The following is a 23984-nucleotide window of genomic DNA, read 5'->3' as shown; positions in this document are numbered from 1 at the left end:
TGAGGGATAATCGTATATTGATGAAGAAAGCTCAAGCCACCCGTTTAAATATACTTCAGAAAGCCTTCGAATTGATTTACGTCAGAGGCTATCAAACTACCAGTATAGACGATATCCTAGCTACGACAGACGTGACGAAAGGAGCCTTCTACTACCATTTCAAAAATAAAGACGAAATGGGAGTAGCGATCATTAATGAATTGCTTGTCCCTTCTTTTGAAAATATTTTTATAAGACCCGTCCAATCCAAGGGAAGGCCAGCTCAGGTTATCTACGATATGATGTATAACATCTTGATGGAGAATGATTTTTTAAAGGTTGAATACGGTTGTCCGGCCGCGAACCTTACCTTCGAGATGGCACCGTGGAACAGCGATTTCACGCGGGCCTTAAATTCACTGTCTAACAGATGGAAAAACGCGATCATTCAATGTATAAATAATGGAAAAGAGGAGGGGATGGTGCGTCATGATGTTTCTTCCGAAGGGGTAGCGACATTTGTTATGTCAGGATACTGGGGTATCCGAAATATGGGTAAACTGGTAAATAGTAAATCCGTGTACATAACTTATTTAGAGCAGCTTAAAGCGTTTTTGGACGGATTGGAATAATTTTTTTAAACAAAAACATACTGACTAGTATGTTTTATCCTATCTTTGTGTTGTAAATGCCGGTATCCGCATTCGGCAATATTTTTTTGTTGGAATAATTTTTACGTTCGGTTGTTCATGTCTTTTTTTCAAACGAAAATTCATGAAGGTTTTAACTGCTATAATGTGTTGTTATGTATCAATCAATTACACTTATCCATTCCTCATTACGGTGGCTCGTTCTGATCGCTCTGATTATTTCGATTTTCAGAGCTGCACGCGGCTATTATTGGAACAAACGCTTTACGAAGACCGATAATCTTACCAGACATTGGACGGCGACGATCGCGCATGTCCAACTTATGGTGGGGATGACGTTGTATTTCCAAAGTCCTCTGGTAAAGTATTTTCTAAGAAACTTCAAAACAGCGAAAGAAAGCATCGAGCTTTTATACTTTGGGTTGATACACAGTGTCGTGATGCTGCTTGCTATCGTGCTACTTACGGTTGGTTCAGCACTGGCAAAAAGGCAATCCATCGATAGGGATAAGTTCCGGACAATGTTTATCTGGTACACGGCTGCTTTTATTATCATCATCATGATCGTTCCCTGGCCTTTTTCTCCCCTGGCCCAAAGACCTTATTTTAGATAGACGCTATGAAAACACTGCTTTCAACACAAATAGGACGTCTGCGTCTCCTTGGATACATGGAAGGAATTTCGCTTCTTGTTCTTGTTGGTATTGCCATGCCGCTGAAGTATTGGGCCGGAAATCCGGAGCTGACAAAACTTGTCGGACCAATTCATGGAGCGCTGTTCCTCCTTTTTATATTTAACACGTTGGCGGTTGGGATAGTACAGCGCTGGAAATTCATGGAGGTCACCTGGAAGGTTATCTTTGCCTGCTTCGTGCCGTTCGGAACATTTTATATAGACTATAAGATACTACGTAGAATATGAAAGTTACGATAGTGCTTTTAGGTGTATTGTCTGTACTGTATATAGGATACCGTATTTTCCGGATATACACTGCAGAGCAGGGGCTCGGGAGACTGTTAGATGAGGGGGCTGTGGTATTGGACGTGAGAACGGCGCAGGAGTTTGAGAGAGGGCATATCAAGGGAGCGGTCAACATTTCTTTAGGAGAAATCAGAGATCGGTACGTTGAATTGGACACCTCGAAGGTTTATATTACTGTCTGTTCGCATGGGCTACGAAGTGTGAAGGCCGAAAATATTCTCAAAGATAAGGGTTTTCGTAGGGTGTACAACGGAGGTGCATGGAGCGATCTGCAACGGCATGTTAAGACGGAGTAGGGCGGTAGCCTTCCCATTGATTGATCGGTCGCGGAAGGCTAGCCGCACATATTTTTCGTGTGGTGGGTGTCTCCGTGTAGAATACGGATAGCCACTTCGCTCACTCGTTAGATCGAGGTAGCGGTACATACTGCTGAAGGTACTTGCCAAAAGTCGTTTGGAGTTTTATCGTTTTCTCCGGATGTTCGGGGGAGAGCCGATTTTCAATAACAGCCTGCGTCATATCAACGAGGTGTTGTGCTGTGTTTTCGGTGAAGCCCACGGCTAGCAGTGTGTCCAGCCAACGGTGTTTCGGTATCGGCTCTACGCGGACCGGCCGATTTAGCAGCCTCGAGAATGTGCCGGCGATATCAGCCGGGCTATATAGCTCCGGTCCTTCCAGCTCGTAAATCTGTTTGTTGTCCTGTGGTAACGGATCTGACAATATTTCGGCTGTAAATTTGGCAACGTCCACGGGTGATAACATGTTCATCCTTAGGGAAGCAGGTAAAAAAGTAGGGAGTACGCCCGATTGTCGGATGGTATCCAAATACGCTAACCAATTACTAAAATAATACGAAGGTCTAACATACACCTTTTCGACGTCTATGTCGGCTAGCTCCTGTTCCAGCATCTTCGACATCAGGACATTTCCGGTCTTTCCGTCGAGGTGGGCGCCGATGCAGGATAAGGCAACTACTTTCTTTATGCCCGCGGACCGGATTGCGGTTTTATAATTGTCGATTATCCGTTTCGTATCTTCGATGATATCGTCAGATGTCGGCGTTTCCGGCGTCAAAACAAAAATGCTCGTTCCGCCCAGGCAGGCCTTCGTTAACTCTTCTGCATTAAACATGTCTGCCTGTCTTGTTTCAACTGCCCTCTCCGTAAATCTGCGCACATCCCGTACGACCGCCCTTACGGGTTGTCCCTTTTTCTTTAGTTCGCTAACGAGTGTCGACCCTATCTGGCCGGAAGCTCCTAAAATTATATTCATAACGCTTCTTATTTTGGTTTATTTATTTAGACAGAACGAAGTTAAGACAGGCCGGTGACAGCTGTATGTCAGACCCCGACATTAGCAAAGGTCCTCAAATAGATCGTCCCAATAGATAACGGCGACGAACAAGTCCTGTTATGGGAAAATTGTATATAAAACGAATTATGTATGTTTGAAAAGACAACACAGTAAGCCGGCATTATTCGTTACCGGCCATCGTAACAACAGAACATGAAGAAGGAATTCAGACAGCATATAGAAGAGATCGTGACATTAAACGATGACGATTTCGAACGGATAGCATCGTATTTCGCTGCTCGGCGGTATAATAAAGGAGACTTCTTATTTCGACAGGGAGATAGGGTATACTACATGTATTTTGTGGTTTCCGGACTACTCAAGTTGGTATACAACGATGAATCGGGTAAAGAACATATCCTTTCATTCGCTATGGAAGATTGGTGGGAAACAGACTATTGGGCTTATTACAACAGATCGACGGCTTCCATGTCGCTGCAGTGCCTCGAAGACAGCGATATTCTTTGTATTACATTGAGCGATTACCAAGCGCTTTGCGCCGATCACCCAAAAATGGTCTCTTTTTTCCTCCAGAAAGCAACCTCCGGCCATATTGCCTCGCAGCAGCGCATATTATCCCTGTTGCGTGCTAGCGCCCAGGAACGCTATGAAGCGTTGCTTAGACGTTATCCCTCTTTATTTCAGAGAGTGTCTAAATCCTTGATAGCTGCCTATTTAGGCGTGTCCCGCGAAACATTAAGCAGGTTTCTTCCTAATTTCGGGGAGAACGCAAAATTGTGATCTAGATCACATCGGTGCAGGCCGCCCGTTTCCCATCTTTGCATTGTCTATTTAAAATGTAAAGTAAATGAAAAAGAAGGTTATCAATCCGTGGACGTGGCAGGAAGAAAGGGGCTATGTTCAGGCTGTCGAAGTTAAGAATTTTGAGGCAATACTGTATTGTGCCGGGCAGGCAGCGGTGCTTCCCGACGGGGCATCCAGCGAAAAGGACATGAAAACACAGATGCTCCAGGCGCTCGGGAATTTAGAAGAGGTAATCTCTCAGGCAGGATACGCCTGTAAAAACATTGTGCGGCTAAATGTCTTTACGACCTCGTCGAAAGAATTTGTTGAGAATTGCTTTGATCTGTATAAACAGTGGGTCAGAAAACATAGTGTAACAACTGCCGTGACATTGGTGGAAGTAAATGGTCTTTACGAAACGCTGTCGATTGAATTTGAAGCTACCGTCGTCAAATAACTCCGAATCTGATTGCGACAATACGACAATGGCGTCAGAGCCCCATGCCTCCTGCATCCGGGGCTTTGGCTTTTGTCGGCCAGCTTGAGGTAGCGCTTGTTTTTTTAGTAAATTTATCTGATATTTCCCGTGCTATGGCCATCCCTAAGAACAAGAACGAGTTACTGCAGGCAATCGATATGGCCTATGAAAGGCTGAAAATCGAACTACTGACCATTCCGCCGGAACTGACTGCTGCCGCAGAGCTGGAAGGACATGTCAAAGGGTCTGTAATCAGTGTAAATAATCTTCTTTCCTATTTGATAGGGTGGGGAGAACTGGTAATTAAGTGGTATACTAAAAAAGAGGCTGGCGAGGCAGTAGAATTTCCGGATACGGGGTACGGATGGAATGAGCTTGGGCGCTTGGCCCAAAAATTTTATAAAGATTATGAGGGACACGGTTTTCATGCGTTAACGGACAGATTAGAACAGGTGGTCTCCGCTATTCGGGATATCGTACAGCAGAAGTCGGATACCGAGTTATATGGAATGCCTTGGTATAAGCAGTGGCCGCTAGGGAGGATGATACAGTTTAACACGTCATCGCCTTATGGCAATGCGAGAGCCAGAATACGCCGATGGAAAAAAGCGCGTGGTATCCACTAAGAACTCCGTAGGCGATGTGGAACCGTATCCGTGAAGTCTAAGGCCGGTTCCATTCCCATTTTGAGCCAGTAATTTTTCTCTTGGATATCTTGTAGATTTTATAAGAAATTAACCTTAATTTTAAACGCGCATAATAATAACGTCGTTTATTTGACCATATAAAAACCTACGACCGTTTTAAGGATGTTGTTGAAGAGAAAGGCTTTTGATTTAGATACTTTTGTCCAGTTTCAATCTGGCGACGAAATCGCTTTTCGACAAATTTTCGACTATTACCAGCCCATTCTCTATCGCAAAGTTCTACAGTTCTGCAGGCTAGGAGCCGAAGCAGAGGAGGTCACCCAGGAAGCCTTTGTGCAGCTTTTTCTCAAGCGTGGGACAATTGATCAGCCGGACGGTATCTATCCATTTCTGTTGCTCGTTTCCAAAAGGCTATCGATTTCTCTTTTCCGTAAACATGTGTTGCAAGAGACGTATAAAAGTGAAGTGGAGGCAACGTGGAAGGAAGAGCATCTGCAGACCCAGCAGGAGATCGCCTATCGGGAGCTCCACGGCCTCGTCCACGAGACCATCCAACAATTACCTCCGCAACAGCAGTTGCTTTATCGTATGCACAAGCTGGAAAACTATAGCTATGCGGAGATAGCGGGTCAGGTAGGGCTATCCAAAAACACGGTAAGAAATCACCTAAACCTTGCGTGTAAGTTTGTCAGGTTCCGCCTTACGAAAATCATCGGCATGATCGTTCTGTTGGGCGTTTTTCAATAAGTTGCTTGTTACCTTCCCGGACCTTTGCGCCGGCTCCGAAAATTATTTTAAAAAAAGTCAGTTTTCCATTGGTACATTTTTCTGTGCGGTGCGATAATGATAATAGAAGCACAGATAAAGAATGTCTAAAATCGACGAATACAAATTTCTTATCAAACGGTTTTACGCAAAGGATGCATCCGATGCAGATCTCGCAAAGATTCGGTCTTTACTGAACGATGAGGATTTTCTGCAGGCATGGGAGGAAGTCTGGCTAGAGGAGCCAACTTCTCCGTCCGACGATTCGCACGGCTGGACAGAAGGCTCTATGTTCGAAAGGATAAAAGGCGACCCACGCGTAGAACCCCATCTCGTCAGGCGCGCGAGGCACTGGCCGTTTCGGAAATATGCCGCCCTCGCCGCCTCGCTCGTATTATGCCTTTCTTTCGCTTTTCTGATATACAAAAGGGGACACGTAGACCATTCTGTCCTGGTCCAAGAAGAAAAACAGGAGGATACTCCGGTCGTTCCGGGACGGGAACGGGCGCAGATCGTGTTGAACGACGGTTCGGCTATAGATCTGGAAACTTTAAGGGGCGATACTGTCATTCATATGGAGGGTTTCTCCATCTGTAAAAGTGCTGACGGAACAATTTCGTACCGCCTGGACAAAAAGATGGGCGATAAAAAGCGACTCGTATACAACCAGATCGTGACACCTAAAGGCGGGGAATATGCTTTGGTTCTGCCCGATGGAACGAAGGTCTGGCTTAATGCAGCTACCAGTTTGCGTTATCCCATCGCTTTTGCCGACGGCGAGCGCCTCGTACAAATGGAGGGTGAGGCGTTGTTCGACGTGCATAAACAGGAGAAAAACGGTAAGCGCGTGCCGTTTATTGTAGAAACGGGAACACAACGGCTGGAAGTCTTAGGGACCGTCTTTAATATTCACGCGTATGGAAAAAATGTGGTCACGACGCTGGTTGAAGGACGGGTTAGATTATCGTTTAGTCCGGCCGGTCTTGATGACAAATACCTGGAGCCAAACGATCAGGTGCTATTTGATAAAGAAAACAACCGTTATATACAACGAAAGGTCGACCCCCTCTACATCACGGCGTGGAGAGACGGGAACTTTTCGTTTAACAACGCGAGTATCCGCGACGTGATGGACGATATTTCCAGATGGTATGACGTAGATATACGTTACAAAGATGAACGTATCGATACCCGGTTCTCGGGCACCATCTCTCGCTACGCAGATATCGACAAACTGTTAGACCTGATTGCCCTTGCGGGGGGGATTCATTTTGAACGACAAGGAAGGAGGATATATGTTATAAACTAACCAAAAAAAGCATAAAGATCAGGAGCGTTGCGACCGCCCCTGAACTTAGTCTTGCAAAGACGTGTGATTGAACATTAAACGAAATAAATAATCAACCAGATGCAAAGTAACGAAAAAAATCTGGTAGGATATCCTTTTGCAAAAAAGGAAAAGACTACCCCTATTCCAATTTCTACATCTATGAAGCTGTCATTGGCGATACCACTCCTGCTGGCCGCCACTATACAAGTCAATGCATTTACGTTTGCACAACGTATAACATTGGAAAAGAAAAACGCGAAATTGAGTACAGTACTCAAAGATATACAGCGTCAAAGCGGTTATAATATCTTTTACTCCGAATCTCTGGTCGCAAATAGAAACAGGGTCAGCGTCGACCTAAAAAATGCGACGGTAGAACTGGCGTTGAAGTATGTATTGGCCGAGCAAAAATTAGATTACAAAATAGTCGACAAGAACATCATTCTTAGCGCGGCCAGGGCAACTGCGATCACGCAGAGGCAAAATCCAGAACCCAGCCGGACAAATGTCGTTCAGCAACGTTCTGTATCAGGCACCGTGATGGATGCCCAGGGACAGGCATTGGCAAACGTAACGGTCAGTGAAAAAGGGACAACCAACGGTACAGCTACGGACGCTAACGGACGTTTCGAACTCGCATTAGTATCATCGGATCCTGTGCTCGTACTCTCTATCCTGGGCTATAACACGCAGGAAGTCCGTATAAGCGGCAACCGTAATGTGGAAGTCCGGCTAACGGAATCTATACAGAATATGGACGAGGTGGTCGTCGTCGGATATGGTCAACAGAAGAAAGTGAACCTCACAGGCGCAGTTGACCAGGTGGGGCCGGAAGTCTTTGAAAACAGGCCGATCACTAATATAGCTCAAGGACTGGTCGGCGCCGTTCCGAACCTAAATATACAGATGCTAGATGGGAAGCCCACACAGTCGCCGGCCTTCAATGTTCGTGGTACAACGTCTATTGGTCAGGGAGGGAACGCCTTGGTACTTATTGATGGAGTTGAGGGCGATCCGCGCATGCTCAATCCTAACGATATCGAAAATATATCTGTGTTAAAAGACGCGGCGTCCGCTTCAATTTACGGGGCACGGGCGGCATTCGGAGTGGTGCTCATCACGACCAAGTCTGCTAAGGAAGGACGGACTTCCATCACCTATAACGCGAACATGTCGTGGAAGTCGCCGACAACCGTGCCGGACAATATCACCGAGTCCTATCCGTGGGCGCAGGGCTTCAGCGACGCCTGGTCCAGGTGGAACGATAGCGGAAGCACGCCTACAGCCGTCAATAAGACCCTGCCTTTTTCGCCTGCGTACCTAGCAGAAATAAAAAGGCGCTGGGAGGATCCCTCGTTGCCGAGAGTAGAAGTAAACCCAACTACCGGCGAATATATGTATTTCTATAGCACCGATTGGTACAGAGAGCTGTATAAAAACAACTTTATGGCCCACGATCATAACATCGCCGTGTCGGGTGGAACCGATAAAGTGGTTTACTACCTCAGCGGACGATATAACGGACAGGACGGCCTATTCCGCTATAATAGTGACAATTACAGCATGTACAACCTCAGAGCCAAAGGCGCTGTCAATCTAACGTCATGGCTGAAAGTTGACAACAATACAGAGTATTCAAATATGGCGTATTACCAGCCGATCAACGTCGGCGAGGGAAGCGGTATTTGGAGGAATATCGCCGACGAGGGACATCCGCTGGCCCCTCTCTTAAACCCCGACGGTACATTGTCTTTTTCTGCCGCCTATACCGTAGGTGATCATTATATCGGCAGGAACGGTATCAGCAGTGGACATCGGTTTCTGAAGAATAGAACAGGCGCGGTAGCAAGCTTCATGGATAATCGACTTAATCTGCGGGGCGACTTTACCTTCCAAACAACCGATATAGCATCGCAACAAAATCGTGTGCAGGTGCCTTACAGCCGTTTCGAAGGTGTCATCGGATATACGGGGACCAACACAAACGACCTCGAAGAAAGGAGGAGAACAACAGCTTATCTGGCAACAAATATTTATGCCGATTACAAGGTGTCCATCGAAGATGCCCACAACTTCTCGTTTTTATTGGGTTATAATTACGAGCAATCCCGGTATAGCAATTTGACCGCGAGAAGAAACGGAATCGTTTATCCGGATGCGCAAGATATCAACTTGGCCCTCGGACAAAGCATAGTTACTACCGGAGGCTTGCAGAAGTGGGCTATCGCCGGCGGATTCTTCCGGATGAATTATGATTTCAAAGAGCGGTATCTGCTGGAAGTGAATGGCAGATATGACGGTTCGTCGAAGTTCCCTTCCGATCAACAGTGGGCATTTTTCCCTTCGGCATCTGCAGGATGGCGGATCTCAGAAGAACCTTTCTGGAAGATTGCGCCCGCTTATGTCTCTAACGCGAAGGTTCGGGCATCCTACGGGTTGCTGGGCAACGGGAATATTGACCCATACACATTTATGGAGAACTTTTCCATATCGCAGTCGGGCCGGATTATTGCGGGATCCCGACCTCAAAGAACCAACCAGCCTAACGTTGTTCCGGCAGGATTAACCTGGGAGAAATCGGCAACGATGAACTTCGGGCTGGAATTTAGCCTGTTTAATAACAGACTGCAGTTTGTGGGCGACTATTACAAGCGTTTCACTACCGATATGTACACGTTAGGGCCAACGCTGCCGGCTGTGTTTGGGACGGCTGTTCCCAAAGGGAACTATGCGGATTTAGAAACAAGGGGATGGGAAATCAACACGACCTGGAAAGATAACTTCCGACTAAAGGACAAACCGTTTAATTACGATATCCGCTTTGTTTTAGCAGATTATACAGCTGAAATTACAAAATATAATAACCAAGATAAGTTGCTGACAGATTACTATGTCGGGCAGCGTATAGGAGAAATCTGGGGTTACAGGGTTGAAGGGCTTTTCAGGTCGGAAGAGGAAATCCAAAATTCAGCCTCCCAAACCAACATTCCTAACACCAATACCCGGCGGAATTATCCTGGAGACTTAAAATTCAAAGATCTGGACGGGGATGGCGTTATCTATCAAGGACTAAATCAGGCAGATAATTCGGGAGACAAGACGATTATAGGAAACTCTACCTCCCGGTATACGTTTGGGGTTAATCTAGGAGGTGATTGGAACGGGATTTTTGTGTCTGCATTTTTCCAGGGAGTGTTAAAACAGGGCTGGTATCCGTCTCCCGAGTCTCGTTTTTGGGGACAATATAACCGGCCGTACAATGCTTATCCGAGATGGCATGAAAATAACATGTACAGAGAGGAGCTGGGTAATTTCGACGCATACCTGCCGCGGCTCGTAGGCTACATCGCGCAAGGATCAGGCAGGGCGCTTAATGTTCCCAATGACCGATTTCTGCAGGATGCATCGTTTATCCGGCTGCGAAATCTACAGGTAGGTTATTCCCTGCCACAAACCGTGACGTCGAAAATTCAGGCATCGACCGTGAGACTATATATGTCTGCTGAGAATATCTGGACATGGTCGCCCATGTATAAGTGGACAAAAGATACGGATGTGACCAATATTTACGGATCAGATAGAGATTTAAGCGGCGGTACGAGTGGCGACGGCTATAACTATCCGATGCTTAAAGCAGTATCTTTTGGTCTTATGGTAGGTTTTTAAAAATGCAAATTACAGTGAACCTGCATGAATTGTCGTAACCAAAAGGACAAGAGCGATTTATGCATGCTTCATCTCCGATTAAGTAAAATTATACAGATGAAAAAATTAAGATATCTTTACGTACTGCTGGCCATGGCTGTTGTCTCCTGCGAACTTGACGAGGCACCGGTCGACACGGCTTCAAACCAGGCCATATTTGGGTCAGAAGCTGGTATGCAGCTATATGCCAATTCCTTTTACGATATACTACCTGGTACAGATGTCGGCGTCTTTCAGCGGGACGACGTATCCGATTTCGTTGCGCGTAACGGCGTTGATGCCTTGTTAGCCCCCAACGCACTAAGCCCGATTACAAGCAGCGGGTGGAACTGGGAGGACCTTCGCAACATCAACTATTTTATAGAGAACGCAGAAAATAGCCCCGTTCAGAACAAAGAACATTTTATTGGCCTTGCCCGCTTCTTTCGCGCCCTATTTTATTTCGATAAGGTAAAAAGATTTGGCGATGTGCCATGGATAGAAAACACAATAGCGATTGATAACGACGACGTGTTGTACGCCGGCAGGGACAGTAGATTCGAGGTGATGGAGAAAGTGCTGTCCGATCTGGATTATGCTATTGAAAATATAGCTCTCGAATCTGACGCCACCTCAACACGCATTACGAAGAACGTCGCGCGGGCCTACAAAACGCGCATCTGTTTGTACGAAGCATCCGTGCGTAAATATCATACCGGATATCAACAAACGGGTTCTGCCGATCGGTGGTACCGGGAAGTGATCAATACGGCCAATCAGATCAATGGCTTCACCCTGCACCGGGCAGCGAATTTGGAAAATTCATATCGCGAACTTTTCATAGCAAAAGTGCCTTATGCCGATGAGACAATCTTGGCCGTGGCATTAGATGCTGGATTGCAGGTTTTTAGCTCAGCAAACAGAAGGTTTATCAGTCCTACCTACGGTAATCGGCCGAGTTTAACGAGAGATTTTGTGAAGATGTATCTGAATCTGGACGGTTCAAGATTCACGGATGCTCCGGATCATCAGACAACGCCTTTTGCGGAAGAGGTGGAAAATAGGGATTTACGACTCAGGCAGACCATCCGTTCCGGTAATTATCACCGTACGGAAAACGGTGTTCCGGTCATCGCTCCACCCAACTTCTCGCAGACGTACACGGGATATCAGCCAATAAAGTGGTGCTACGATGAGCGTTTTCCATATGACGATGAAAGCCGGAACGATAACGCCCACATCATCATGCGGTGGGCTGAGGTGCTGCTTAATAAAGCCGAGGCTTTGGCAGAGCTAAAGGAAATGACGGATACCGAATGGAAAAATACAATTGGCGCACTCCGTGAACGTGCCGGTATCCCAGCAGCTTCTGCATCGGTTTTGCCTGTAACCGCAGATCCCTACCTGCTTACTTATTATAAAGGTAGGTTTACGGATCCTATTCTGCTTGAGGTACTTCGGGAGCGTGCTGTAGAGATGATTTTCGAAGGGCTGCGCACGGATGATCTAATTCGCTGGAGGCTCGGCGACCTGCTACAGTCGGCACGCATGAATGGCATGTATGTTCCCGCGTTAGGGGAGCACGATCTGAACGGCGATGGCGTTAACGACGTCTATTTCTATCAGGGTCAGCGTCCTACATCCTCTACGCCGGGAATAGCTTTTGTAAATGTGACTCCTTCCAATGCAGCGGGGCAGCTGCAACTATCGAACGGCACATCCGGAGAAGTTATCTGGAATCCGGGACAACGCGAGTGGGCCGACCGAAAATATCTATATCCCATACCTTTGGCAGATATTGAGCGAAATCCAAATTTAGGGCAGAACGACGGTTGGAAATAAGCAGAAAATAAGCAAATTATGAAGAAACTATTCAGTATTATACAATGCCTCCTTTGTGCTTTCTCCTTAGCGGCGTTTGCACAGGAGGCGGGCGTGGACGGGTTCAGGGTGGCTTCCTTTAATCTTCGTATGGACACACCGAAAGATAGTCTCAATGCCTGGCCCTACCGCAAAGAGATGGTTAAAAGCTTACTTGTGTTTCATGACATCGATATTGTCGGTACGCAAGAGGGATTCCTGCACCAGCTGCAGGACATAGGCGAAATCAAGAACCTTCGATATGTCGGCGTCGGTAGGGATGACGGCAAACAGGAGGGAGAGCATTCGGCGATCTTTTTTAACACGGACAAGTTCGAATTGTTAGATAAAGGAGATTTTTGGTATAGCGAAACACCTCATATCCCTGGGCTCGGCTGGGACGCGACCTGTTGTAACCGGATCTGCTCATGGGTCAAATTGCGCATAAAGCAGAGCGGAAAGCAGTTCTTTGTGTTCAACTCGCATTTTGATCATCAAGGGAAGATAGCGCGGGAAGAGTCGGCCAAGCTGCTCGTAAGGAAAATCAAGGAAATAGCCGGACAGCTGCCTGTTATCGCGACCGGCGATTTCAATGCAACTCCTGAGGCGGCCCCGATAGTCACGATAAAGAACCATCTGCTGGACGCTTATGAAGCGACGGAACAGCCGCCTTATGGTCCAGTCGGGACGACCAACGCTTTCAATTGGCATGCTCCGTTAAAAAAGCGGATAGATTATATTTTTGTTACGCAGGGCATCGGCGTGGAGAAGTATGGTGTACTCGTAGACGCATTAAACATGCGCTTCCCCTCGGATCATATGCCGGTTATGGCTAAGGTGCGTATGCCCTGAGAAGCTGAACGTGTGCAGTAAAGCGTAACGCTTTCCCATAGTAGGGGCTGTCCAAAAGCCTGACATCGCCGTCGTAGCCATCCGGAGGAACGAAGGTGATCGCCGAAAGCCGCTGCGAAGTGAGCCAGTGACGGCGATGTCAAATGAATGCAGGTTATTCGTTTGACATCGCCGTCAAATCATTCATGGGCTCTCTGCGTTCCATAGCTTCATCGATTTGCTCCGTACGATGACGCATTTTCGGGTTTTGCTTCCGTTTTGGACAGCCTCTGCTTACATAGGGCTTGCAACATGGGCAAAGCGATTTCTGTATTCTATGGGCGTTAGCCCCGTTATTTTTCTAAACGTGTCGCGAAAGGCTTTGGTATCAGTATAGCCCACATCGTACATTACTTCGGACACGTTCTTCCTGGACGCCTCAAAAAACTTCTTGGCAGCTTCTATGCGAACACGCTGCAGATACTCGATAGGCGTGTTGTTCGTCGCATCTTTGAATCTTCTCTCAAACGTCCGGCGGCCGGTGTTGATGAGCCTGGAAAGATCGTCGACAATAATTTTGCTGCCATAGTGCCGCTCGATATAATCCTGCACTTTCTGGATCTCGGTGTCGCCGTGGTTTCTTTGTCCTCTGAAAATAGCAAACTGCGCCTGACTGTCTCTGCTGATGTCCAGCGCAAAGTACTTGGAAATCAGAACCGCTGTTTCTCGATCTGCAAACTTTTCTATTAGATACAAGATTAGATTCCACAGGCTGTTTGCTCCGCCGCTGCTGTATATGTTGTCATGTTCTGTTATGATGGCTCCGTCTTCTACTTCGATCTCGGGATATCGTTCTCTGAAAGCACCAACATATGCCCAATGTGTGGAGCATTTTTTTCCGCATAATAGGCCGGTTTCCGCTAACAGAAAGGCCCCTATACAAAGGCTGGCGAGGCTGGCGCCCTTCTGGTAAAGGCCTTTCAGGTAAGGAATGGCCTCGGCATTAGCGCGGATGCCGGCGTCTATGTCTCCAAAAATCGGCGGAATAATTACTACATCCGTTTTGGTTACACGGGCAAGAAGTTCATGTGTCCTGACGGTATATTCGCCACCGTTGGCAGAGACATGCTCCTTGAGGCCAACATATTTCACGTCAAAAATGGCTTTCTTACCGAAGACAGTAAGAAATTCGTTGGCAGTCTGAAATGCTCTAAAGGCGGGTGTAATACCCTCTATAGCCCCGTGCTGAGGAACGAAAATGGCGATTTGCATGTGTATCTTTTATTGGTAAATAAAGATACACATAAGTTTGTCGCGATTCACCCTTGAAGTTGTCGTTTTTACAACATCTAAAATCGCGGAATCTATAGGATCTTTGTCTTGTCAGGAAGTGGAAAGCTACCGGAACGTCGACGCCAGCCCCCGAAAAAGGTCGGGCCTCCGACTACACGTAGAATAGCTTATAACGCAGAATGAGTAATTGTTAAACAAACTTAAAATAACATGAAAAAAAACAAAATTATCTTCTGGAGCGCCGTATCGCTCCTCGTCGTGTGGGAGGGCTTAATGCCACTCGCTACTGTATTGTTCGCACCGCAATATGTAAATGCCGGCACAAAGCCGTTGGGCTATCCCGATTATTTTGCCTACGCATTAATCATTTGCAAGGTGCTCGGAGTCGCCGCGATCAGTTATCCGAAAATGCCGGAAAAATTGCGCGAATGGGCATACGCCGGACTGACGTTCAATTTGGTCTTCGCGTTTATCAGTCACGCGTGCGTAGACAGGAAGGCAGAGTTTATGCTGATGCCGCTCGTCGTATTGGGGATCCTCGCCATTGCCTATATATATGATAAAAAGATAAAGAAGGCCGGCAAGGTAGAACGAGCGGGGGCCGGCACAAATGCATATCAGGAGGTGTCCGCCCTCTGAACCTCGCGCGATAAGTTTTTCGAAAGAATGTCCAGAAAGGGCATGACGTAGGAAGGATAAAAAAATGAAACTATTTACCTTTTAAAATATCAAAAAAAATGAAAACGAACAGTGTTTCCTTACACCGAATCATTCAGGCAGAGCCTGAAAAGGTATTCCGTGCCTTCGCGGATCCCGTGGCGCATGCAAGCTGGCTTCCTCCTTACGGCTTTGTTTGCTCTGTACAGCAGATGGATTTTACCGTCGGCGGACGGTTCAAGATGACCTTTGTCAACTTTAGTACGGGCAACGGACATTCTTTTGGGGGAGAGTACCTGGAAATAAGAGAAAATGAGTTTATTAAGTACAGCGACCGCTTTGATGATCATAATTTGCCCGGCGAGATGACAACAACCGTGTCGTTGACAAAGGTGTCCTGCGGGACTGAACTCCATATTGTACAAACGGGAATACCCGAGCTTATTCCGGTTGAAATGTGTTACCTGGGCTGGCAGGAGTCTTTGGAAAAAATGAAGAAACTGGTGGAACCGCAGATACCCGACGCGTAGGTTAATGAGACAGGATTGGAAGCCGAAGAGCGGCGTTTTTATTTCTTTCCCTGGAAATTGCCGTGAAGCGCTGACTTTTTATCAACGATGTTTTGGAGGTACGCTGTATCTCCAAAACACGAATGAAATCATTTACGGCCGCACGGCGCCGCCGCTGGTCTGTGGTTCCCTGATCTCTGACACCGTGGTGATCTATGGTTCAGACCTGCTGCACGACGATGGAAGAAAAATCGGAAACTACATATCGGTGTTTTTGTTGTGTAACGGCTTGGAAGATAGAAAATTAGTACTATCCAGATTAATGAACGGTACCGACGATGCGCTCCGCGACCGTACAGATGTTACCGACGCACTGGTCGAAGTGACAGATCCATTCGATGTCCGTTGGATATTAGGTGTCCCGGCCAGCAAAAAGTTTCCCTAAAGGTATTGTGAACAAAAGCCGCTGATAATTGTCTATATTGTACATTGCTTTATGATTATGACAAATATCAATTTTGACAGCCTGCAGCTGGAGTATCTCGAGAAAGATTCCAATATTCCGAAGACCGTCGAGGATCAGGTGGAGGAAACCTGGTTCGTTAAGTACAGAGACGAAATCGTAGGTGTTGGACTTTTTTTGCCGGATAGTGACAAGTGTGTTCTGGCAATTATTGGCGACAGTTACGATGACAGGATTGTCCTTGGATCTTATGGAACAAGCGATGAACAATATCAGCTGATTTACCAAGGGCTGGATATCGCGTTTCAGGCGTATCTCCGCTCGATAAAAGGGGACAGCGTAATAGAAGGGGACACATTATAGAGGAGTAATCTTTAGAGCCCGTGTTATCGCCGGGCTATATGCCGATGATAGTAAACTATATACAACTATGAACTTCAACAGGATCTTTCAGCATACACACAATGGAAATGTAATTAATTTCAGCGCAACCTATAATCCGCAAACCCATTTCTTTGACATTTCGGAAGACGATAACCTGCATTACGTCCTGATCTATAATCCGTCAACCAAAGTATGGTCCACGCAGGGCGGACCAGGACCCTCGATCCCTGTGGAGGTTCTCGCCGAGCTCGTTCAGCGGAGCTTCGGCGTCTACGTGGCTTAATCTCTGCCTGCGGTTTTTTTTTCGTTCTACACTTCCCGAAAGGCCTGAAGACGTGTCTTCCTTGCCATACATATGCCGTACTTTAAAAATGGCAATCGTTCTCGATACTCGATATCGTTGGATGGTGCCGTTTAGCGGCTCTATAAATCAGACCATAAATATGACACGAAATAATGCAAATAATTAACAATCTGCTGACAATTTCGTATTATTGCTCGGTTATATTTGCGGCATGTTGAGTTTACTGAGAGATGGGAACAAATTTCTGATTCGATTCATTAGCGTTTTTATCTTAGGCGTATTTCTGCTTAAAACAGGGAGCCTTCCCTTCAGTATTTGGGGAGGGAAGTGCTGGGTGGCTGCAGGGGCAGCGCTCGACGCGGCGGAAGAAGCAGAACAGGAAGAGCATAAAGAAGGAAACAAAAATTATAGTAAATTAGCTTGTTTAATAGTAGATGCCATGCCGGATATGCGGATCGCAGAACACTATAGAAAATTCAGCCGTGGCGGATACGAAACGCCGCGCGTGATTGAGCATTTCGATACAATCCCTTCTCCGCCTCCGGATCAGGGTGTCTAGAAATGCTTTTTTACGGTTATGAGCCTCATTGGCACATAGGAACCTGTACTAACTTTTTATATTAATATCTAATACACATATGACGCATAAAGAAGGCGGTCCTACACCTTTTCAGCGCTTGGTGAAGTTATTTCATCCCGAGCGGAGGACTATTAACTATATTTTCATTTACGCCATGGTTATTGGCGTGTTCAGTTTATCCATACCCGTGGGTATCACGGCGATATTTAACCTACTGAATAATGGGGCAATGTATAGTTCTACCTATATATTGATCGCCTTTGTTTTGTTCGGCATTGTTGTAGCCGGATTTCTACTAATAGGGCAGCTGAGCCTGGTAGAGTATCTGGAACAGAAGATTTTCTTAAAGACCGCGGTCGAGTTCGCCTACCGTCTGCCCCGGATCAAGCCGGCGGAACTGGAGGGAGAGAACCTTGTCGAACTCGTGAATCGATTTTTTGATGTTATCATTATTCAGAAGGGAATTATTAAGTTGCTGATGGATATCATGACAGCCGTTGTAACGATCTTTTTTAGCGTGGTATTACTTTCGTTCTACCACCCCGTGTTTCTTAGCTTCGGACTTGTTGTAATTGCTTCTGTCATCATACTCCTTGTGGTGTATTACAGGAGGGGGGTGGATTCCAGTGTTCTGGAGTCGCAACAGAAATATGAAGCAGTAGCATATCTGGAAAGTGTGGCGGCGAATATAGAGGCTTACCGGGGTAATCCGGAGAAGATGCAGGAAGTGGTGGCAAAGACCGATCACATTACGAGCAAGTATTTAACTTTTCGTAATCTGCACTTTAAAGTACTCAAACGGTTTTTTACAGGATCGATGATTATCCGTACGCTTTTGTTTGGAGCCATGCTTCTGTTGGGGTCCTACTTTGTTGTGGAACGGCAGATGACTTTCGGGCAGTTTGTTGCTGCGGAGGTTGTAATCGTGCAAATAGGGTACGCTATTGAGAAGCTGCTCACAAACTTAAGCACTATTTTCGATATGTTGACCGGCGCCGTAAAGCTCGGCGCTGTAACGGATCTTGCGTTGGAGGAGGGCGTAGCAGACTATGGCGAATAAGCATACGATACGCGAGTCAGTTAGCTGGAAGGATCTTTCCCGCGAAGCATATAAGCACCTGTTGCCCGAGCACGGATCCATCTTTCTGGGAAGGTTATTAACCATAGCGGCAGTCGTTTTTATAATTGTTCTTTTCCTTCCTTGGCGGCAGACCATCCCGGGCCGTGGCATTGTTACGGCATTACGTCCGGAGGACAGACCGCAGACCGTGCAGAACCAGATCGGTGGCCGCATTGAGCGATGGGCGGTTCGGGAAGGCGACGAGGTGGCCAAGGGGGATACTATTTTAGTGCTCTCCGAAACATCTCAGTCCTACTTTGACCCGGAGTTGCCAGAGCGCCTGCAGGAGCAGCTCCTTGCAAAACGCAACAGCGAAGAAGCGGCGTTACAAAAGATGAAGGCCACGGAGGCGCAGATTCAGGCACTTAATAGTGGCCTTCAGTACCAGCTAAAGGCGGCACAGAATAAAGTAGAGCAGGCCAGAAATGTAGTGAAAATTGACAGTGCAGAACTGCTGGCTGCGCAAAGTTTATATGAAACCAGTTTGGCAAGGTTGGAGCGTTATGAACAAGGATACAAAGATGGTCTTTTCTCGTTAACAGACATTGAAACCCGACGTCTAAATCTACAGAATGACCGCGCAAAAGTGGTCAGCGCAGAGAACAAGCTTACCAACTCGAGGCAGTCGCTGGTGAACGCAACGATTGAGCTGGATAATATACGGGCCAAGTACAACGAGTCCCTAGCTAAAGCCCAGTCGGATCTTGGTTCGGCGCTATCGTCGAAGGCCGCCGCGCAAGGCGACGTCTCCAAGCTTCGCAATGAAATAACCAATATCGATATCCGCCGCAGACTGTATGTCGTCAGAGCGCCGCAAGACGGCTTTATTGTTAAAACACTGAAAGCGGGTATAGGAGAGAATATCAAGGAAGGGGAGTCTGTGGTTACGTTGCAGCCCAAGGAACCGCTGTTGGCTGCGGAGCTGTATGTTAACGCCATGGATGTACCTTTAATCTTGAAGGAAAGCGATACACGCCTTCAGTTTGAAGGCTGGCCATCGGTCCAGTTTTCGGGTTGGCCTTCGGTTGCTGTTGGTACCTTCGCGGGAAAGGTCGCTGTTATCGATAAAGTGAGCAGCCCGAATGGGCAATACCGGTTATTAATAAAGCCTGCTGACCCCGTCCCCGAGGGCGACGAGCCTTGGCCGGTGCAGCTGCGGTTAGGTTCCGGCGTCTACGGCAGAGTGATCTTAAATGTCGTGCCGCTGTGGTATGAGATATGGAGGCAACTGAACGGATTCCCGCCCAGTCTGGAAAGGGAGCCCAAGGAGGAAACATTAAAATAATCGGACCGTATGATTAGGTTTTATTGTATCGTAGCCTGCTACGTGTTTTCCTTGGCGCTTGTCTATGCGCAGGAAAATAAACGGGGTATGCAGGGGGCTACCTTTACGGTAGAGGATCTTGAAGATCTGCTGATGGCAAATCATCCTGTCGTAAAACAGACCCGTCTATTGGGCGAATCCGCACGTGCGCAGGTCGCTCAGGCTCTCGGAAAGTTTGATCCTACTATATATGCGGCGTTTCAAAATAAACATTTTGGTAATACGGCTTACTACAACCAGTGGAATAGCGAGCTTAAGGTACCTTTGTGGCTGGCCGGGGCAGACTTAAAAGTGGCCTACGACAGGAATGTAGGTGCTTATACAAATCCGCAATCGGCGACAGGCCGGTCGGGATTGTCTGCCGTAGGCCTAAGCATCCCACTGGGTCAAGGCCTCTTTATCGATAGCCGCCGAAATACCCTTTGGCAGGCTAAGGCCATGCTTAGCTATGCCGAGGCCGAGCAGGTCAAGCAGATAAATGCGATTTGGTTTCAGGCAGTATCCGACTATTGGAACTGGTATTATGCCTATAAGCAATATCAGCTGCTTTTAGAGGGGGTTGAACTGGCGGAAACAAGGTTTCGCGCGATAAGCGAGCAGACACTATTAGGCGATAAGCCTGCCATCGACTCGGTTGAGGCAGCTGTCACCGTGCAAGAGCGGAAGATGGAACTTGCTAAATATGAAGTTGAGCTAAAAAATGCAAGGTTGATATTGTCAAATCATCTCTGGAACGAAAACGAAGTGCCGGTCGAACTGCCCGACAACGCGGTCCCCCAGGAGGTTGACGATAGAAATCTTAACCCAGAAAGCAAGTTGCTGGCAGATCTGCTGGAACAGGCTCAGGAGTTCCATCCGGAACTGCTTAAGCTGGAAAGCAAAGGGCAACAGCTCCTTATCGAAGAACGCTATAGAAGGGAAATGTTAAAGCCTAAGCTTAATCTTTCGGGCACGCTCATCTCGAGCCGCAGAGGTTTTGGTGAAACCATTCCTCCTTACTACGATTTTAACTGGAGCAATTATAAGTTCGGACTGGAGTTTGTCTTTCCTATATTTTTGCGGGCCGAACGGGGCTATCTAAAGGAAGTTCGATTAAAACAAGACCAGCTTCGTTACGATCAGGTCATTCAGAGAAGGGCTATTCAGAACGATGTAGCAACAAAGTACAACGACCTGACGGCTTACAGCCGGCAGATACAGCTGCAGATAGACAATATAGCAAATCAGCAGCTGTTGTTGCGGGGCGAACTTCAAAAATTTGAACTGGGAGAGACGACCCTTTTTCTCATCAATACACGGGAAAGTAAATTGATAGATATGCAGATAAAGCAGGAGGGATTGATAACGGCATATCAGAAAGCCCTCGCCGAGCTGTTCTATAAAGCAGGAACACGGTTGTAATTCAAAAAAAGGCGTGCCGTCCGAAAGTCGGCACGCCTACTCCAGCGGAGGTGGGCCTTCCGCATGGATGAGAAGCAGCTAGTTGTTGTTTCTCTTTGTAACAAAATAGTACTATACTAGTACTTCATCAGTACTTGACGGGTACTGCGTCTGTACTACAAGGTGGCATGTCGGTTTGCCGAATGGAGGTCCATCCGCCGTGGCCACCGCTAACGAGGAAAATAGATGAAAACAACTCTTGGACGAACTATCGTCTTGGTAAACGATTACGACGAAGCGTATGACTTTTACCGTACTAACTTTTTCTGTGAAAAGCTGTTTGATATGACGGTTTCTGACACGCTTCGCTTCTTGCATGTCCGCTTCAGCGATGATGATCAATCTGGTATCTGGTTTCTGAAGGCGACAGATGCCGAACAACAGCAGCTAGTGGGCCGGCAGACGGGCGGGCAGCCGTTACTGGTTGTTTATACAGACAACAGCAAACAACTGTTCGAACACGTAAAGAACAACGGGGTGGAGATTCTGGAGCCATTAGAGGAAACGGATGAGAGCTCATATTTCCATTGTGCCGACTTATACGGCAACCGTATCACTGTTGTCGAATTGCATTAATAAAGGTCAGATGAGGCGCTTCGGGGCGCCTCTCTCATCTCAATGGCGAGGCACAAGCTGCCATGTCTCTTGTATGCGCCCACGCTCGCGGAGCGCCTGTAGCTGTGCTTCGTCTCCATACTGGAATAACATCGGAACACTGCTGAGCTTTTCAAACTCCGGTTCATAGCGGTCGCGTACGGTGAAGCCGTTATCGTAAAAAAACTGTTCTGCCGCCTCGAAACTTGCAAAATAATTCTGGTTGACCTTGTTCTTTTGAAAGAAGGTGCCCCACTTTTTATCGCGGTCACTTCCAACAGTATCGGTGTCATGCCGCACGTAGATATCTGATGTAGTCCAGCTGCCGCCGTGTTCCTGCAATATCGCCCGGATGTTATTCATGATCCGCGCTTTCCCCTCATTATCGAAATACATCAGGAGACCTTCATTCACGACGCTTACAGGGCTGGACAGCGCGGGATAGGTCTCGGCCATGGTCGCGTCTATCCGTTTAAGATGTAAATTCGGGGGTAGGGGTATGCCCCATGTCTGCAGCATACGGCTTTTTTCTGCTACAACCGGAAATAGATCGGAATCTATGTATACGATATCCGGCCGCCGGAGACAGTGTTGTAGCCCCCGAAAAGCGTAGCCCGACGACAGCTCGAGTATATTCGGAACAGATGACTTTTCAATGAAATGTTCAATGGACCGAAAGCGCATTTCAAAATGGACGACGCTTGCCCAGAAGCCGAAATCTTTCAACGCTCCCTCGGGTGCGGCTAGTTTGAAGTGTTCGGCAACTTCCCTGGCGTAAGGGATTGTGGTGGTCTGCGCTTTAAAAATCATCAGCTCTCTAGCGGTGTCTGTAACGTGTGCTAACATATTTTTCTTTTTTAGTTGTCTGCTTTATCCGTTCCTCTCAACGGCATCATTGAAAGTGCTATGGTTCAGAATGCCATTAAAGTTCTGCCCGCCATCGTTGAAGGAGGCATGAGAAAAACGTTCACAAAGCTCCGTATTCAGCACCACGGAAAATTGGAAAAAATAGACCTTTTATCGAATAATGAATTGGTTTCCCAATGCGTTCATCTGCTCGAGGAAGGCTTTGGGCTTGGTCATGAAGATACGCTTAAAGTCTTGGATGAAGTGTGATTCGTCGTAATAGTAATCGTATAAGCTCGTTTTCTTTTCCCGACTTTTGTCCCGGAGAAAATCGTTGTACACACGACGGAAACGAACGATGGAGGCGAACGTTTTGGGCGTTAGCCCGACCTGAATTTTGAAAAGCTTATTCAGGTGACGTTGTGATACTGGAATCCCCTCCATTAGCAGACCGATCGGGATCTTTCCGTGGTCGTGTTCTATAGCATGTGCCAGTTCGGTTACCCACGGAGATGGTTGCCTTTTACGGTTCCGCCGGAGACTGTGGATGACGTTTTCCACAAGCGTACTGCTGTTTCCGTCAAATGTGGACGGGAAGCCGTAGCGTATACGTTCTTCCGGAGTAAAGGAGACGACAGCAGTAGGAATAGCGTCTCCGTCGTCCAGAAAAGCGTAATAGCCATAGGCACGGAAGGTGATACCCAGTGCATAGACAGGCTCGCTCCCGACCAGCGTTAAAGCTTGGGTATGCTGTCCGATGAGGTGAAGGTCGTACGGGTCGTGTACAAAGGTTTGCTGGCCCAGATGATGGCAGTATCCGCCCTTGTAGTTCCAGATCATCACACACCGTCCGTTGGGTATAACTGCGGCCCGCTCACGCTTATGTAACGTTTGCGGGCTTTCAAACTGCCATATGCGCTCGATGTAAGGCTGCAGATCTGGCGGGACGTCGTGATAGGTTAGCTTCATTATAGCACTGTTTTACGCAAAGTTAGCAATTTACCTCTGGAACATCGGAAATCGGCCTCCTGTCTTGGTTGCTGGGAACGGCGCATCGGCATGGAAGGAGTGGCAACCGCGGCTGCGCACCCCTTGCCGGCGGACGGAGGATAAAGATCATACCAGAAGAAATTGGAACAAAGCCCGTAAAATTATATATTCGGATAG

The 23984-nt window shown here is 47.2% G+C and carries 26 protein-coding genes; 22 read left to right on the top strand and 4 right to left on the bottom strand.

The window, feature by feature from the left end; translation table 11 throughout:
- The first annotated feature begins 20 nt into the window (after positions 1-20).
- The 4 genes from BC792_RS05450 (at position 21) to BC792_RS05435 (ending at position 1907) form a co-directional block, all read left to right on the top strand.
- Positions 21-611: a TetR/AcrR family transcriptional regulator gene (locus BC792_RS05450; protein ID WP_148907978.1), complete on the top strand. Its 591-nt coding sequence runs from the start codon at positions 21-23 to the stop codon at positions 609-611.
- A 173-nt stretch (positions 612-784) separates the two neighbouring features.
- Complete coding sequence (locus BC792_RS05445; RefSeq protein WP_148907977.1) at positions 785-1243, top strand: hypothetical protein; 459 nt, start codon at positions 785-787, stop codon at positions 1241-1243.
- Positions 1244-1248: 5 nt separating this feature from the next.
- Positions 1249-1551 (top strand): DUF3817 domain-containing protein, encoded by a 303-nt coding sequence (locus tag BC792_RS05440; protein ID WP_148907976.1) that lies wholly within the window; start codon positions 1249-1251, stop codon positions 1549-1551.
- Positions 1548-1907, top strand: coding sequence for a rhodanese-like domain-containing protein (locus BC792_RS05435; RefSeq protein ID WP_148907975.1), 360 nt, complete (start codon positions 1548-1550; stop codon positions 1905-1907). Before BC792_RS05440 ends, BC792_RS05435 begins: the two co-directional genes overlap by 4 nt.
- Before the next feature lie 100 nt (positions 1908-2007).
- Here the strand turns inward: BC792_RS05435 and BC792_RS05430 are convergent, their stop codons facing one another.
- Entirely contained in the window at positions 2008-2883 is an 876-nt protein-coding gene (locus BC792_RS05430; protein WP_148907974.1) for an NmrA family NAD(P)-binding protein, read from the bottom strand.
- A 234-nt stretch (positions 2884-3117) separates the two neighbouring features.
- Here BC792_RS05430 and BC792_RS05425 point away from each other — a divergent pair, with 234 nt between their 5' ends.
- The 8 genes from BC792_RS05425 to BC792_RS05390 all read left to right on the top strand — a co-directional run bounded on the left by BC792_RS05425 (position 3118) and on the right by BC792_RS05390 (position 13324).
- The gene (locus BC792_RS05425; RefSeq protein ID WP_148907973.1) at positions 3118-3705 is read left to right on the top strand and encodes a Crp/Fnr family transcriptional regulator; all 588 of its coding nucleotides are present in this window, start codon (positions 3118-3120) and stop codon (positions 3703-3705) included.
- 67 nt (positions 3706-3772) lie between these two features.
- Positions 3773-4165 carry a RidA family protein gene (locus BC792_RS05420; protein WP_148907972.1) on the top strand — a complete coding sequence of 131 codons (393 nt, stop codon included), beginning with the start codon at positions 3773-3775 and terminating at the stop codon, positions 4163-4165.
- A 134-nt stretch (positions 4166-4299) separates the two neighbouring features.
- The gene (locus tag BC792_RS05415; protein ID WP_148907971.1) at positions 4300-4812 is read left to right on the top strand and encodes a ClbS/DfsB family four-helix bundle protein; all 513 of its coding nucleotides are present in this window, start codon (positions 4300-4302) and stop codon (positions 4810-4812) included.
- 189 nt (positions 4813-5001) lie between these two features.
- Positions 5002-5580 carry a sigma-70 family RNA polymerase sigma factor gene (locus BC792_RS05410; RefSeq protein ID WP_170249963.1) on the top strand — a complete coding sequence of 193 codons (579 nt, stop codon included), beginning with the start codon at positions 5002-5004 and terminating at the stop codon, positions 5578-5580.
- A 121-nt stretch (positions 5581-5701) separates the two neighbouring features.
- On the top strand, positions 5702-6907 hold the full coding sequence (locus BC792_RS05405; protein ID WP_148907969.1) for a FecR family protein: 1206 nt from the start codon (positions 5702-5704) through the stop codon (positions 6905-6907).
- 99 nt (positions 6908-7006) lie between these two features.
- Entirely contained in the window at positions 7007-10594 is a 3588-nt protein-coding gene (locus BC792_RS05400) for a TonB-dependent receptor (RefSeq protein ID WP_211357478.1), read from the top strand.
- Between the two features lie 96 nt (positions 10595-10690).
- Complete coding sequence (locus BC792_RS05395; RefSeq protein ID WP_148907968.1) at positions 10691-12454, top strand: RagB/SusD family nutrient uptake outer membrane protein; 1764 nt, start codon at positions 10691-10693, stop codon at positions 12452-12454.
- A gap of 18 nt (positions 12455-12472) precedes the next feature.
- Complete coding sequence (locus BC792_RS05390) at positions 12473-13324, top strand: endonuclease/exonuclease/phosphatase family protein (protein ID WP_148907967.1); 852 nt, start codon at positions 12473-12475, stop codon at positions 13322-13324.
- A 273-nt stretch (positions 13325-13597) separates the two neighbouring features.
- On the opposite strand, the gene BC792_RS05385 is transcribed toward BC792_RS05390, so the two are convergent.
- Positions 13598-14575 (bottom strand): GlxA family transcriptional regulator, encoded by a 978-nt coding sequence (locus tag BC792_RS05385; protein ID WP_148907966.1) that lies wholly within the window; start codon positions 14573-14575, stop codon positions 13598-13600.
- Positions 14576-14806: 231 nt separating this feature from the next.
- Between BC792_RS05385 and BC792_RS05380 the strand changes: the two genes are divergently transcribed.
- The 10 genes from BC792_RS05380 (at position 14807) to BC792_RS05335 (ending at position 21953) form a co-directional block, all read left to right on the top strand.
- The gene (locus tag BC792_RS05380; protein ID WP_148907965.1) at positions 14807-15235 is read left to right on the top strand and encodes a DoxX family protein; all 429 of its coding nucleotides are present in this window, start codon (positions 14807-14809) and stop codon (positions 15233-15235) included.
- A 98-nt stretch (positions 15236-15333) separates the two neighbouring features.
- Entirely contained in the window at positions 15334-15783 is a 450-nt protein-coding gene (locus tag BC792_RS05375) for an SRPBCC family protein (RefSeq protein WP_148907964.1), read from the top strand.
- A 4-nt stretch (positions 15784-15787) separates the two neighbouring features.
- Complete coding sequence (locus tag BC792_RS05370) at positions 15788-16207, top strand: VOC family protein (RefSeq protein WP_148907963.1); 420 nt, start codon at positions 15788-15790, stop codon at positions 16205-16207.
- Positions 16208-16258: 51 nt separating this feature from the next.
- The gene (locus tag BC792_RS05365) at positions 16259-16588 is read left to right on the top strand and encodes a hypothetical protein (protein WP_148907962.1); all 330 of its coding nucleotides are present in this window, start codon (positions 16259-16261) and stop codon (positions 16586-16588) included.
- Between the two features lie 67 nt (positions 16589-16655).
- Positions 16656-16892, top strand: coding sequence for a hypothetical protein (locus tag BC792_RS05360; RefSeq protein ID WP_148907961.1), 237 nt, complete (start codon positions 16656-16658; stop codon positions 16890-16892).
- A gap of 232 nt (positions 16893-17124) precedes the next feature.
- Positions 17125-17472 (top strand): hypothetical protein, encoded by a 348-nt coding sequence (locus BC792_RS05355; RefSeq protein ID WP_148907960.1) that lies wholly within the window; start codon positions 17125-17127, stop codon positions 17470-17472.
- Positions 17473-17551: 79 nt separating this feature from the next.
- Complete coding sequence (locus BC792_RS05350) at positions 17552-18553, top strand: ABC transporter transmembrane domain-containing protein (RefSeq protein WP_148907959.1); 1002 nt, start codon at positions 17552-17554, stop codon at positions 18551-18553.
- Positions 18543-19898, top strand: a complete 1356-nt coding sequence (locus tag BC792_RS05345) for an HlyD family secretion protein (RefSeq protein WP_148907958.1) — start codon at positions 18543-18545, stop codon at positions 19896-19898. Before BC792_RS05350 ends, BC792_RS05345 begins: the two co-directional genes overlap by 11 nt.
- Positions 19899-19907: 9 nt before the next feature.
- Positions 19908-21338: a TolC family protein gene (locus BC792_RS05340; protein ID WP_148907957.1), complete on the top strand. Its 1431-nt coding sequence runs from the start codon at positions 19908-19910 to the stop codon at positions 21336-21338.
- Between the two features lie 225 nt (positions 21339-21563).
- Positions 21564-21953, top strand: a complete 390-nt coding sequence (locus BC792_RS05335) for a VOC family protein (RefSeq protein ID WP_148907956.1) — start codon at positions 21564-21566, stop codon at positions 21951-21953.
- 39 nt (positions 21954-21992) lie between these two features.
- Here BC792_RS05335 and BC792_RS05330 read toward each other — a convergent pair whose 3' ends face one another.
- Both BC792_RS05330 and BC792_RS05325 read right to left on the bottom strand, forming a co-directional pair.
- The gene (locus BC792_RS05330) at positions 21993-22817 is read right to left on the bottom strand and encodes a class I SAM-dependent methyltransferase (protein WP_148907955.1); all 825 of its coding nucleotides are present in this window, start codon (positions 22815-22817) and stop codon (positions 21993-21995) included.
- 171 nt (positions 22818-22988) lie between these two features.
- Positions 22989-23786, bottom strand: coding sequence for a DUF6597 domain-containing transcriptional factor (locus tag BC792_RS05325; RefSeq protein WP_148907954.1), 798 nt, complete (start codon positions 23784-23786; stop codon positions 22989-22991).
- Positions 23787-23984: the final 198 nt, after the last annotated feature.

This window comes from Sphingobacterium allocomposti (assembly GCF_008124885.1).
In the GTDB taxonomy this organism is placed as follows: Bacteria; Bacteroidota; Bacteroidia; order Sphingobacteriales; family Sphingobacteriaceae; genus Sphingobacterium; species Sphingobacterium allocomposti.
This window is presented reverse-complemented; position numbering and strand designations above follow the sequence as displayed.